This is a genomic window from Shewanella eurypsychrophilus (genome assembly GCF_007004545.3).
Classification (GTDB): domain Bacteria; phylum Pseudomonadota; class Gammaproteobacteria; order Enterobacterales; family Shewanellaceae; genus Shewanella; species Shewanella eurypsychrophilus.
On the sequence record NZ_CP045503.2, the window covers coordinates 3611372 to 3624124 of the forward strand.

The window sequence follows — 12753 nt, forward strand, 5'->3', positions numbered from 1 at the left end:
AGAAGTGGAAACACTGAGAGCCTCACGCAGTGCGGGTTTCAAAGCCCTTTATGCTACGTTGAATGTTCTCGATATAGAATAACTATTAGCTTCAAACATTCGCCTTGCCTACAGTGCTTTGAACTCCCGCTGAATGATCAGATACTTACTCGGAATGGTATTATAGGTTAATCTTGTAATGCATAAAGCACATCAAATGCAAACTGATCCCAGCCTTCGGCACTAAAAGCAATGTCTCTGACAGCTCTAACTTGACTGACCGCGTGAAGTGGTGCTGCACCATTTTCCATCAAATAGTAGGCCATAATCAACCCAGTTCTGTCTTTGCCTGAGCGACAATGGATCATCACTGGAATATTTTTATCTTCACACTCTCTGATAAAAGCTAATGCTTTAGGCAACTGCTCTACACACAGTGCTAAATCGTCTTCCTTTGGTGGGATATTATTTGAAAATGGTATACAGGCATAACTTAGGCCTGCATCGATGAACGCTTGAGGATCACACTCTTCCCCGCCATTAACAGAAAGTACTGCGCCGATCCCCGCACTTTTTATCTCTTTAAGATCCCAAGCTTCCTTGTTAGGCCCACTGCGTCCAGCAATTTTGTCTTCAACTAACCAAAACAGATGCTGCATAACCTTTACCTACTTCATTAATATTGGAATATATCGGCTCGCTAACTGTGTTAACTCAACACGGTCAGCTGTACCGTCAAACATATTACTCAATAGCCGCAAACTAGCTATTTTTTCGCCCACAACTCAGTATTGGCTTTAGGCACTTTCTTACGCTTTTTCTTTCCCATCCCCTCTGGTGCAGCCATCGGCTTAATTTCTCTTGATGGGCAATCTAATGGCGCTTCGGCATCAGCCTCGAATCCAGTCACTTGTTCTCGCTCAAGCCTTAATTTATTCTTCTTCTCGATGAGATTGAAATGCTGGTATTCATGATGAGAAATCAATGACAATGCCAATCCAGCCTCACCAGCACGACCACTGCGTCCAATACGATGCATATAGTCTGTTGGACTTCGAGGAAGCTCATAGTTAATCACCACGGGGAGCTTTTCTATGTCAATACCACGAGCAGCGATATCGGTAGCGATGAGTACATGGGTCTCACCATTTTTAAACGCTTCCAGCACTTTCGTTCTCGCACCTTGTGACTTATCACTGTGAAATATTTGTGCAACAACCCCTGCCTTTGCCAACTTCTGCTCGAGTCGGTTACAGGTATTTTTAGCGCTGGCAAACACTAAGACTTGTCGCCAGTCATTTTCTTTAATGAGATGTGCTAGTAGCGCAGTCTTTCGAGTTCGATTAACCGTATAGACCTGCTGTTTAATGGTCGATGTTTCCTCAGTCTGGATCTGAACCTCAACAGGTGTAGATAATAAACTGTCGGTTAGGGTTTTGACTTCTTCTGGAAATGTCGCCGAAAACAACAAGGTTTGTTTATGTTTAGGTAGTAAAGCAAGTACTTGATTCAATTCTTCAGTGAACCCTAGGCTTAACATACGATCCGCTTCATCAAGCACTAATGTTTTCACATCATCGAGCTTAATGGCATTACTCGATATAAGGTCTAGCAATCGACCTGGAGTCGCAACCAGAACATCCGCGCCGCCTCTCATAGCTAACATTTGAGTGTTCGCAGACACTCCGCCAAATACCGCCTCTATTTTTAATCTAGGTCTAAGTAATTGTCCGTAGCTCTTAAAGCTCTCTGCAACCTGCTGAGCAAGTTCTCGGGTTGGTACTAAAACAAGCGCGTTAACCTGGTTTCCTTTAGAAACTTTAGCACTGCTCTTCGCCAGTTTTTGCAGCATAGGTAAGGCAAAAGCCGCCGTCTTACCTGAGCCTGTGATCGCTCCAGCCAATAGATCTCTACCCGTTAAGACCGCCGGAATAGCCTTGCCTTGGACTAAGGTTGGGTTGAGATACTCGAGTAAGGTTAAACGTTTTAGCAGTTCAGGGATTAACCCAAGTTGTTCGAATGTCGTGTCAGGCTTAGTTTGTGAGGAGTCTACTTGGGTCATAAAATTGAAAAGATCCGTTAGAAAAGAGTCTAGTATTAAATATGGTTCATATTCTACGCTAGATCATCAATTAAAGCTGTTTAATTTAACCTTTACGGTGTCAGCCTGTGAGCAGGCGCTAACCGGCAACACCCATAGTCTAAGTCGAGGCGCTTATGATAAGGAAAAACCATTAACCCCCTCTAAAGAGAGTAAAGACTTTTTCATTTCTAGTCCGTAGGCGTAGCCCGTTAAGCTACCATTTTTTCCTATCACTCGGTGGCATGGAATGATAATCGCGATAGAGTTTGCACCATTTGCAGCACCCACAGCTCTCACCGCCTTTGGTCTGTTAATCGTATTAGCAAGATCGGCATAACTGCATGTACAGCCATAATCTAAAGCCAAGAGCGCCTGCCAAACGTCTTTTTGAAACTGTGTGCCTTTAGGCGCAAGCACCAAAGAAAAATATTGCCTTTGGCCACAAAAGTATTCCTCTAGTTGCAGCTCAGCAGCGACTAGATGATCATGTGCTTGTCTATTAAACTCAGTATTCTCACTCACAGCCTGTCGAGAGTCTGATAAGGTCAGGTGCGATAAACCGAATTGATTAGCTTGTATAAATATCTCTCCCACCGACGTGGCGAAGGTTTTAGAGGCCATAGTCTTAGCTGTGATCAGTGAGTCATCGCTCACTTCGACGAAAACAGATCCATTCGATAATAAACTCATTCTAAATTCCATAATTGAAATGTGAGATAGCTTCCCCATGGGGAAACCTGTTTGGCCAATTGCTGTGTCAATACTTGGTAATCGACATCGAGCAAAGCAACTTGTGTATTTTCTCTATTGATCTTAGGCTCCACTTCCAGTGTTTGGTTTTCATAAAGTTTAAGCACACGCTTTTTCACTACAAGATCAGAGCATAACAAGATATTGGGATCACTTAAGCCTCTCATCTTGGCATAAGCCACAGTCCAAGGTCCGATCCCTTTAATAGATAACCAATCCTCTGTGTTTCCATCTGGGTTTTCGCTAACATACTGCCCTAACGCCGTTAATGCCGCTTTTCTAGCACCAGGCATTTTAAGCTCATCAAGTGACGCGTTGGCTATCACTTGGGGCGTAGGGAACAAGGTGATGCACTTGCCAGAGACATTAATTGTTTCGCCATAAGCATTCACAAGTTTATTTAATAATTGAGTCGCTTGAATAATACTGACTTGTTGCCCGAGTACGGCTCGGCAACCGGCTTCAAATACTGACCATGTTCCCGGTAACCTAAGACCTGTGATAATGCTATCTTTTACAAATGAAACCGATGAAACCGATGAAACCACAGCTTCGATTTGAACCATATCAGCATCAAGATCTAACACGCTACGGATCTGATTAATGATATCTTTAAGTGAGGCTAGATCATCACTAGACGATAAGTGAATATTTACCTTAAAGCCATTTCTATCCTTATGATGAGTGGCTTCAAAATACCCCTTAGACTGGTAAATTTGAAAGCTCCTGCTATAGGTTTCTTCACCCTTACTCCACTCCATACTTTCAACCATACGCACTTTATAAAATGCCATCTGCTTGGCCCAGTTGAAAGGGGGTCTATAGGCAAGAAATAGAGATAAAGCGATGCCCTCCAGGGCCGGTGCCCCACATTGACTTACTGAGGACTTAGACTGTTTACGTAAATCTGATGGCGTTAGTTTCAGTGTTTCTTTAAAGGATTCGTTAAACCTTCGAACACTGTTAAACCCTGATGCAAAGGCTACTTGGGTGATACTTAAGTGTGTTTGGTGCAGTAACTGTTTAGCAAACATCAAGTCGCGAAACTGCGCATATTTTTTAGGAGAGGTACCAAAGTTGTCAGTAAACAGTTTTCTTAAGTAACGGCTGGTGATCCCTAATTTATCTACAAGAGCCTCGATACCGATAGCATCACTACCGGACAATATGCCGGACTCAATCAAAGACAGTGCTCGCTCTATGGTTGTTTGCGTCCCTTTCCAGGCACTCGATTGCGGTGCACTATCAGGCCGACACCGTAGACAAGGCCTTAACCCTGCAATAGAAGCACTCACCGCAGAGTCGAAATAACGGACATTTTTCTCTTTAGGTGCAACTGCTGGACAAATTGGTCGACAAAAAATACCCGTTGTTAATACTCCGATAAAAAATTTTCCGTCAAAGCGAGGATCTCGAGAAAGTCTCGCCTTTCTACAAGATTCAGAAGATAACTTAGGCATAAGATTTGGCATATTTCGCAGTCAAATAATCAGATTTAATATCACTACTCTACTGAATTATGCTCAAGTGAACTAGCGGAAAACGGAACTCAATGTAAATAGGTAAAGTTAACTCAAGGTTAACAAATTGAGATATGCTAGTTGGAGATATAATCCAACCACCATAATTGAGTAACCGATGTTTAAACGATTCGAGAACTGGGTTGATCCCCTCCCCTCAGCAGATCCCGAACAACCGCCAACGGGTATCTATGCGTTTTGCCGCCATTACACCAAAGGCTTTGAACGCCCGTTGATTATCATGTCTATTATCACCGCAATTTTAGCTGTGTTGGAAGTGTCCTTATTCGGGTTTATGGGGCAACTTGTGGACTTGTTGGTGGCCCATGACCCCGACACCTTATTCGAAAAAGAAGGTAAAAAACTCATTGGGATGACAGTTCTGGTATTAATAGTGATCCCATCCTTGGTCTTATTGCATGCGCTCATTGTTTATCAAGGCCTACTGGGTAATTACCCCATGTCGATAAGGTGGTTAGCTCATCGATATTTGCTTAAACAGAGTGTCTCCTTTTACCAGAATGACTTCGCGGGCCGCATTGCTACGAAAGTGATGCAAACCTCACTTGCAGTACGTGAAACCGTCACAAAACTGTTAGATGTCTTAGTCTATATATTGGTTTATTTCACTTCGATGATAATCATGATTGCTAATGCTGATCTTCGCTTAATGCTACCTATGTTGATCTGGCTTGGACTATATACTGCTCTGCAACTAAAGTTTCTACCAAAACTAAAGAAAATATCGACAGAGCAGGCTGATGCTCGCTCTAATATGACAGGGAGAATTGTTGATAGTTACACGAATATCACCACAGTAAAGCTGTTTTCTCATACTCAGCAAGAAGCAGATTATGCGCAAGGTAGTATGAAAACCTTCCTGCATACTGTGTATAAACAGATGCGACTCGTAACAAGCATCAATGTGAGTGTCCAAATCATCAACTACTTGCTTGCATTCACTATTGCAGCAGTATCTATCTGGCTTTGGACCAATAGTGCAATTACTGTTGGCGCCATTGCTATTGCCATTAGCCTAGCGCTAAGGCTAAACGGTATGTCTCAGTGGATTATGTGGGAGATAAGCTCTCTGTTTGAAAATATAGGCACTGTTACAGATGGCATGAATACGTTAGCTAAGCCTACTGAGATCCAAGACATTCAAGATGCAAAACCCATTGAAGTTCCCTATGGTGCTATTGACTTTAATAATGTCAGTTTCCATTACGGCGAAAAAAAGGGCGTAATAGATAAACTCAACCTAAATATTAAGCCTGGTGAAAAAGTAGGACTTGTAGGACGCTCTGGTGCAGGTAAATCAACATTAGTGAACTTGCTCATACGCTTTTATGACGTAGAACAGGGTGCTATTGAGATAGATAAACAAAACATTAGCCAGGTTCAACAAGACTCATTGCGGGCCAATATCGGCATGGTGACTCAAGATACTTCTTTGTTACACCGCTCTATCCGAGAAAATATTCTTTATGGCCATCCTAATGCCACCGAAGATGAACTAATAAAGGCGATTAAGAGTGCGCAGGCCTATGACTTTATTCAGACCTTATCAGACTCAAATGGCAATATGGGACTTGATGCCCAAGTGGGTGAACGTGGAGTAAAACTCTCTGGCGGACAAAGGCAGCGCATTGCAATAGCTAGGGTTCTGCTTAAGAATGCGCCAATTTTACTACTCGATGAAGCAACATCGGCGCTCGACTCTGAAGTTGAAGCTGCTATTCAAGAGAGCTTGTATCATCTCATGCAAGGTAAAACTGTTATCGCTATCGCACACAGACTCTCAACCATCGCAGCGATGGATAGATTAATCGTTTTAGATGAAGGTAACGTTGTCGAACAAGGCACTCATCAGGAGTTAATAAACAGTGGAGGCATATATGCGCAACTTTGGGCACATCAAACCGGCGGCTTCCTCGGAATAGATTAATCGTAATTGTCACGCTAATGAAAGCCATCATTGAGATGGCTTTTTTATGTCTAAAGGAAATAAGGACAATTCAAAAACTAGGATTATACCAGTTCCATTAAATAAGTGATCATTCAGCGGGAATTAAAAACGCTGTAGGCAAGTAAGGGGATTGAAGCTAATAGTTATTCTATACCGAGAGCCACTTACGCAGCAAAAAGTGTTTTTAAACCCGCACTACGTGAGCTTCTCATGACTTCCACTTCTTCGTTGCATTGTCTCAAAAGGGAATAGCCATTTCTTCAACAATGCGTCTTGAATTTAAAGCCATGAGAAAGCTCTGAATAGGTCATACATTTAATGGAATTGGTATTATTACTCAGAAAAAGCAATAAACTGGTAGGTAAAAACTTGCAGGTAATACCCATAGGAATCAACACACAACATGAGCTAGATACAGCAATGAATAAAGTTATCTCCAACTAACAGCTGAAGTAACAAGTCATTTAAAACAGACACAAAAAAACCACCTATTAGGTGGTTTAGATGTTTGTTCTTTTGAATAACAAGAACGATAAAGATGGTGGAGCCTAGCGGGATCGAACCGCTGACCTCAACACTGCCAGTGTTGCGCTCTCCCAGCTGAGCTAAGGCCCCATTTCATGCACTGGAAATAAGCATGAAATTTGAAATAGTGGTATCCCCAAGGGGATTCGAACCCCTGTTACCGCCGTGAAAGGGCGGTGTCCTAGGCCTCTAGACGATGGGGACCCGGACTGCATTAGACTCTGCAAAGAGTGAATACTCATTAAGTTCTGTAGGCTAGTACTTAACGCTTGAATAACCAGACCGAAATCTAATTATTTTAAATAGTGGTATCCCCAAGGGGATTCGAACCCCTGTTACCGCCGTGAAAGGGCGGTGTCCTAGGCCTCTAGACGATGGGGACCCGGACATTTATTTTTTAGACTCTATAAAAATAAAGAGCTTATAGGCTTAGTCTCAAAGGCGTGAGAGTTAAGCTTTACATTGCGATTCATTCTTCTAATAAAGAATGAATCTTTCACATTTAACCGAATAAACATCAGTTAAAAATAAATTTGGTATCCCCAAGGGGATTCGAACCCCTGTTACCGCCGTGAAAGGGCGGTGTCCTAGGCCTCTAGACGATGGGGACCCGGACGTACTTGTTTAGACTCTAGTAAACGAAAGAGCTTATAGGTTAATGTTCAAAGGCGTGAGCATTAACGTTACATTGCGACTCCTTTCCTTTCAAAAAGTGAGTCTTTCGCATTCAACCGAATAAACATCAGTTAAAAAAGAATTTTGGTATCCCCAAGGGGATTCGAACCCCTGTTACCGCCGTGAAAGGGCGGTGTCCTAGGCCTCTAGACGATGGGGACCCGGACGTACTTGTTTAGACTCTAGTAAACGAAAGAGCTTATAGGTTAATGTTCAAAGGCGTGAGCATTAACGTTACATTGCGACTCCTTTCCTTTCAAAAAGTGAGTCTTTCGCATTCAACCGAATAAACATCAGTTAAAAAAGAATTTTGGTATCCCCAAGGGGATTCGAACCCCTGTTACCGCCGTGAAAGGGCGGTGTCCTAGGCCTCTAGACGATGGGGACCCGGACATTCATTCTTTAAACTCTACAAATAAAGAGTTGTCTATAAGTTCAAATCCGAAGGCTATGGATTCGAACCCCTGTTACCGCCGTACTCTCTATTAGAAAACACTGTGCGGTGTCCTAGTCTTGTTCCCTCTAGACGATGGGGACCCGGACTGCATTAGACTCTGCAAAGAGTGAATACTCATTAAGTTCTGTAGGCTAGTACTTAACGCTTGAATAACCAGACCGAAATCTAATTATTTTAAATAGTGGTATCCCCAAGGGGATTCGAACCCCTGTTACCGCCGTGAAAGGGCGGTGTCCTAGGCCTCTAGACGATGGGGACCCGGACATTTATTTTTTAGACTCTATAAAAATAAAGAGCTTATAGGCTTAGTCTCAAAGGCGTGAGAGTTAAGCTTTACATTGCGATTCATTCTTCTAATAAAGAGTGAATCTTTCACATTTAACCGAATAAACATCAGTTAAAAATAAATTTGGTATCCCCAAGGGGATTCGAACCCCTGTTACCGCCGTGAAAGGGCGGTGTCCTAGGCCTCTAGACGATGGGGACCCGGACGTACTTGTTTAGACTCTAGTAAACGAAAGAGCTTATAGGTTAATGTTCAAAGGCGTGAGCATTAACGTTACATTGCGACTCCTTTCCTTTCAAAAAGTGAGTCTTTCGCATTCAACCGAATAAACATCAGTTAAAAAAGAATTTTGGTATCCCCAAGGGGATTCGAACCCCTGTTACCGCCGTGAAAGGGCGGTGTCCTAGGCCTCTAGACGATGGGGACCCGGACATTCATTCTTTAAACTCTACAAATAAAGAGTTGTCTATAAGTTCAAATCCGAAGGCTATGGATTCGAACCCCTGTTACCGCCGTACTCTCTATTAGAAAACACTGTGCGGTGTCCTAGTCTTGTTCCCTCTAGACGATGGGGACCCGGACTGCATTAGACTCTGCAAAGAGTGAATACTCATTAAGTTCTGTAGGCTAGTACTTAACGCTTGAATAACCAGACCGAAATCTAATTATTTTAAATAGTGGTATCCCCAAGGGGATTCGAACCCCTGTTACCGCCGTGAAAGGGCGGTGTCCTAGGCCTCTAGACGATGGGGACCCGGACTGCATTAGACTCTGCAAAGAGTGAATACTCATTAAGTTCTGTAGGCTAGTACTTAACGCTTAAATAACCAGACCAAAGTCTAATTATTATAAATAGTGGTATCCCCAAGGGGATTCGAACCCCTGTTACCGCCGTGAAAGGGCGGTGTCCTAGGCCTCTAGACGATGGGGACCCGGACATTTATTCTTTAAACTCTACAAATAAAGAGTCGTCTATAAGTTCAAACCCGAAGGCTATGGATTCGAACCTCTGTTACCGCCGTACTCTCTATAAGAAAACACTGCGCGGTGTCCTAGTCTTGCTCCCTCTAGACGATGGGGACCCGGACATTTATTCTTTAAACTCTACAAATAAAGAGTTGTCTATAAGTTCAAACCCGAAGGCTATGGATTCGAACCTCACTCTCATTTAAGAGAGCTGCCGTACTCCTTACAAACAAGAGCGCGGTGTCCTAGTCTTCTTCCCACTAGACGATGGGGACCTTGGACATTTATTATTTAGACTCTATAAATAAAGAGTCGTTAGATGGTGGAGCCTAGCGGGATCGAACCGCTGACCTCAACACTGCCAGTGTTGCGCTCTCCCAGCTGAGCTAAGGCCCCTCACTAACTATCTAGCTTTGCACTTTTGGATACGCTACTAAGCTTTTGCTTCGTTGTGTCTCAAGTGCGTGGCGCATTCTATGCAGCACACCCAAAAGTGTCAACTCGTTTTTTAGGAATTTATTCTATTTGCTACAAATTCAATCGCTTTGGAGATTCTTTGCTCACAGCGAGTCTTTCCAACTAAGAATAAGGTTAAATCTACCGCAGGTGACATACCAGCACCAGTAACAGCCACACGTAAAGGCATACCCACTTTGCCCATTCCCACTTCTAATTCAGCTGCAGTATCTTCAATAGCTTGATGAATCCCTTCTAAAGTCCACTCATTAAGTTCAGCTAGTTTCTTCTGAACTAACTGAAGTGGTTCCATAGCAACACCTCTCAGGTGCTTTTTGGCTGCTGTAGCATCAAACTCGGCAAAATCTTCATAAAAGTAGCGACTGGAGGCTGCTAACTCTTTTAAGGTTTTAGCACGCTCAGATAAAGCAGTAACGACGACAGATAAAGCAGGACCATTACTGGTATCAATCTTTTGATCATCCATATGCCATTTCAGTTGCTCTGCTACATATTCAGGAGCCAGCTCCTTTATATAATGCTGATTCAACCAATTTAACTTATCAGTATTAAAAGCTGAAGCCGCTTTATTGATATCATCAAGCTTAAATAACTGCTTCATTTCATCAATAGAGAAAATTTCTTGATCGCCATGTGACCAACCTAAACGAACAAGGTAGTTCAACAGTGCTTCAGGTAGATAACCATCGTCACGATATTGCATAACGCCAACAGCACCATGACGTTTAGACAATTTAGCGCCGTCATCACCTAAAATCATCGCAACATGGGCATAGTCCGGGATCGGTGCACCTAATGCTTTAAGAATATTGATTTGACGAGGAGTGTTATTAATATGGTCTTCACCACGCACAACACAGGTGATCCCCATATCCCAATCATCTACAACTACACAGAAGTTATAAGTCGGAGTCCCTTCTGTACGGGCAATAATAAGGTCATCTAGTTCTGAATTCGAAATTTCAATGCGGCCACGAACATGATCATCAAAAACTACACTGCCTTCGGTTGGATTTTTAAAACGGATCACAAATGGCTCATCAGTATCACGAGGAGCAAGATCACGACAACAACCATCGTACTTTTGACTCTCGCCTTTTTCGGCTTGTGCTTCACGCATCTTCTCTATACGTTCACGTGAACAATAACATTTGTATGCACTGCCCTGTTCTAACATCTGCGCAATGATCTCATTGTATCTGTCAAAACGTTTTGTCTGGTAAAAAGGTCCCTGCTCCCAATTCAGTCCTAACCATTCCATCCCGTCAAGAATTGCCTGACAGGCTTCAGGTGTTGAGCGTTCAATGTCTGTATCTTCAATGCGAAGCACAAACTCACCATTATTAGCACGGGCATATAGCCATGAATAAAGTGCTGTACGAGCACCACCTACGTGAAGAAAACCTGTAGGACTTGGAGCAAAACGCGTCTTAGTCGTCATATTGGACACTAACCTATTTATATAAAGTCTAAGTTTTAGACTGTAACAAAGAATGTGGCGCATATTCTAACAGCCAAATAGCTTTAGGGAAATTAGCATGACCTAAGAAGTTAACTCTGTTTGCATAAAATGCCTTCTATATCTACTTACATACTATTAAGTTCATTAATTTAACTAAGTAACTTCCTACTGCAGCACGTCAGTTACAACTTGTATAGGAGTGAAATAAGCAGTACACCTTGTCTCAATATTCCATTCTAGGTAAAGATTAAAGTCAATTGCTGCAATTTGAGTGATTTATGTTCACAATAGGCCAGTCTTGAATAACAATGCATCAGCCCGTGCAAAATAACACCAGACAATTGTTTTTATCTAAAAAACCGTTGACACTAAATCCTTCATCCCTATAATACGGCCCCACACAGCGAGGTCGATTAGCTCAGCTGGGAGAGCACCTCCCTTACAAGGAGGGGGTCACTGGTTCGAGCCCAGTATCGACCACCATTGTTGTTAGATGGTTTGTTTTAATGATTTCTGTGTTGTAAGTCCCAGGTCGATTAGCTCAGCTGGGAGAGCACCTCCCTTACAAGGAGGGGGTCACTGGTTCGAGCCCAGTATCGACCACCATTTTCTTAGTTCACACTAAGAAAATACACAGTACAATAGAAAGTCCCAGGTCGATTAGCTCAGCTGGGAGAGCACCTCCCTTACAAGGAGGGGGTCACTGGTTCGAGCCCAGTATCGACCACCATTTTCTTAGTTCACGCTAAGAAAATACACAGTACAATAGAAAGTCCCAGGTCGATTAGCTCAGCTGGGAGAGCACCTCCCTTACAAGGAGGGGGTCACTGGTTCGAGCCCAGTATCGACCACCATTTTCTTAGTTCGCTCTAAGAAAATACACAGTACACTAGAAAGTCCCAGGTCGATTAGCTCAGCTGGGAGAGCACCTCCCTTACAAGGAGGGGGTCACTGGTTCGAGCCCAGTATCGACCACCATTTTCTTAGTTCATACTAAGAAAATACACAGTTCAATAGAAAGTCCCAGGTCGATTAGCTCAGCTGGGAGAGCACCTCCCTTACAAGGAGGGGGTCACTGGTTCGAGCCCAGTATCGACCACCATTATTTCCATACCCTATCTACGTAAATCTACTCATCTCACTTATCCGAAATCACACAATAATTTATTTCCCTAATTAGAATATTTATCGTCTAAAAGATCTATTGGCTATAACATTTATCAATAACTCAAGCTAAAAAGTCTCAGTTTCATTTAAATCGTCTATTCTTCAAATATAATCGTAATTCGAGATGTAAATTATGGCTGATGTCAGTCAATCTGCCTCCCTAAGCAGCATAGCTGCTTACCTCAAGTTAACTCATAATTGTGACGAAGCAACCGCTTTGGTTGAAGCTAAAGAAGTCATGCAAAATCTAGTCAGCATGAGACAAAAAGGCTTTATTACTGGATGGTATTTCGATGAACATGGCCATCTGGAGTTACTTCCCAGTGATTCATTATCTCAACGTATTAATCCACAGAAATAAATCACTTTTTTCACCCCACCTGATTAAGTAAAGCAAGCGCTTTACTTAATTAAGCTTTGATGCAATAGTAAAATAA

At 42.7% G+C, this 12753-nt stretch carries 7 protein-coding genes and 18 tRNA genes; 8 read left to right on the forward strand and 17 right to left on the reverse strand.

What is annotated here, in order from left to right:
* Positions 1-167: 167 nt before the first annotated feature.
* From FM038_RS15270 to FM038_RS15285, 4 genes are all read right to left on the reverse strand, one after another.
* Positions 168-638, reverse strand: coding sequence for a phosphatase domain-containing protein (locus FM038_RS15270; protein WP_142874226.1), 471 nt, complete (start codon positions 636-638; stop codon positions 168-170).
* Between the two features lie 107 nt (positions 639-745).
* Positions 746-2041 (reverse strand): DEAD/DEAH box helicase, encoded by a 1296-nt coding sequence (locus tag FM038_RS15275; RefSeq protein ID WP_142874227.1) that lies wholly within the window; start codon positions 2039-2041, stop codon positions 746-748.
* 153 nt (positions 2042-2194) lie between these two features.
* On the reverse strand, positions 2195-2752 hold the full coding sequence (locus FM038_RS15280; protein ID WP_223292871.1) for a methylated-DNA--[protein]-cysteine S-methyltransferase: 558 nt from the start codon (positions 2750-2752) through the stop codon (positions 2195-2197).
* Positions 2749-4284 (reverse strand): AlkA N-terminal domain-containing protein, encoded by a 1536-nt coding sequence (locus FM038_RS15285; protein WP_142874228.1) that lies wholly within the window; start codon positions 4282-4284, stop codon positions 2749-2751. Before FM038_RS15285 ends, FM038_RS15280 begins: the two co-directional genes overlap by 4 nt.
* A 166-nt stretch (positions 4285-4450) precedes the next feature.
* On the opposite strand from FM038_RS15285, the gene FM038_RS15290 reads away from it, so the two are divergent.
* Positions 4451-6280, forward strand: coding sequence for an ABC transporter ATP-binding protein (locus tag FM038_RS15290; RefSeq protein ID WP_142874229.1), 1830 nt, complete (start codon positions 4451-4453; stop codon positions 6278-6280).
* A gap of 560 nt (positions 6281-6840) precedes the next feature.
* On the opposite strand, the gene FM038_RS15295 is transcribed toward FM038_RS15290, so the two are convergent.
* The 13 genes from FM038_RS15295 to gltX form a co-directional block, all read right to left on the reverse strand.
* A tRNA-Ala gene (locus tag FM038_RS15295) sits at positions 6841-6916 on the reverse strand.
* Positions 6917-6954: 38 nt separating this feature from the next.
* Positions 6955-7030, reverse strand: a tRNA-Glu gene (locus FM038_RS15300).
* 102 nt (positions 7031-7132) lie between these two features.
* Positions 7133-7208 (reverse strand) — tRNA-Glu (locus FM038_RS15305).
* A 152-nt stretch (positions 7209-7360) separates the two neighbouring features.
* Positions 7361-7436: transfer RNA gene (locus FM038_RS15310), tRNA-Glu, on the reverse strand.
* A gap of 150 nt (positions 7437-7586) precedes the next feature.
* Positions 7587-7662: transfer RNA gene (locus tag FM038_RS15315), tRNA-Glu, on the reverse strand.
* 150 nt (positions 7663-7812) lie between these two features.
* Positions 7813-7888, reverse strand: a tRNA-Glu gene (locus tag FM038_RS15320).
* A gap of 252 nt (positions 7889-8140) precedes the next feature.
* Positions 8141-8216 (reverse strand) — tRNA-Glu (locus FM038_RS15325).
* 152 nt (positions 8217-8368) lie between these two features.
* Positions 8369-8444 (reverse strand) — tRNA-Glu (locus FM038_RS15330).
* Positions 8445-8594: 150 nt separating this feature from the next.
* Positions 8595-8670 (reverse strand) — tRNA-Glu (locus tag FM038_RS15335).
* A gap of 252 nt (positions 8671-8922) precedes the next feature.
* A tRNA-Glu gene (locus tag FM038_RS15340) sits at positions 8923-8998 on the reverse strand.
* A 102-nt stretch (positions 8999-9100) separates the two neighbouring features.
* Positions 9101-9176: transfer RNA gene (locus tag FM038_RS15345), tRNA-Glu, on the reverse strand.
* Between the two features lie 354 nt (positions 9177-9530).
* A tRNA-Ala gene (locus FM038_RS15350) sits at positions 9531-9606 on the reverse strand.
* Positions 9607-9718: 112 nt separating this feature from the next.
* A complete protein-coding gene (gene gltX / locus FM038_RS15355) occupies positions 9719-11128 on the reverse strand; it encodes a glutamate--tRNA ligase (RefSeq protein WP_142874230.1) in 1410 nt (469 codons plus the stop codon).
* A 428-nt stretch (positions 11129-11556) separates the two neighbouring features.
* Between gltX and FM038_RS15360 the strand changes: the two genes are divergently transcribed.
* The 7 genes from FM038_RS15360 to FM038_RS15390 all read left to right on the forward strand — a co-directional run bounded on the left by FM038_RS15360 (position 11557) and on the right by FM038_RS15390 (position 12677).
* A tRNA-Val gene (locus FM038_RS15360) sits at positions 11557-11632 on the forward strand.
* 47 nt (positions 11633-11679) lie between these two features.
* Positions 11680-11755, forward strand: a tRNA-Val gene (locus tag FM038_RS15365).
* Between the two features lie 48 nt (positions 11756-11803).
* A tRNA-Val gene (locus FM038_RS15370) sits at positions 11804-11879 on the forward strand.
* Positions 11880-11927: 48 nt separating this feature from the next.
* Positions 11928-12003: transfer RNA gene (locus tag FM038_RS15375), tRNA-Val, on the forward strand.
* Positions 12004-12051: 48 nt separating this feature from the next.
* Positions 12052-12127, forward strand: a tRNA-Val gene (locus tag FM038_RS15380).
* 48 nt (positions 12128-12175) lie between these two features.
* Positions 12176-12251 (forward strand) — tRNA-Val (locus tag FM038_RS15385).
* A 198-nt stretch (positions 12252-12449) separates the two neighbouring features.
* Positions 12450-12677, forward strand: a complete 228-nt coding sequence (locus FM038_RS15390) for a hypothetical protein (protein ID WP_142874231.1) — start codon at positions 12450-12452, stop codon at positions 12675-12677.
* The last annotated feature ends 76 nt before the right edge of the window (positions 12678-12753 follow it).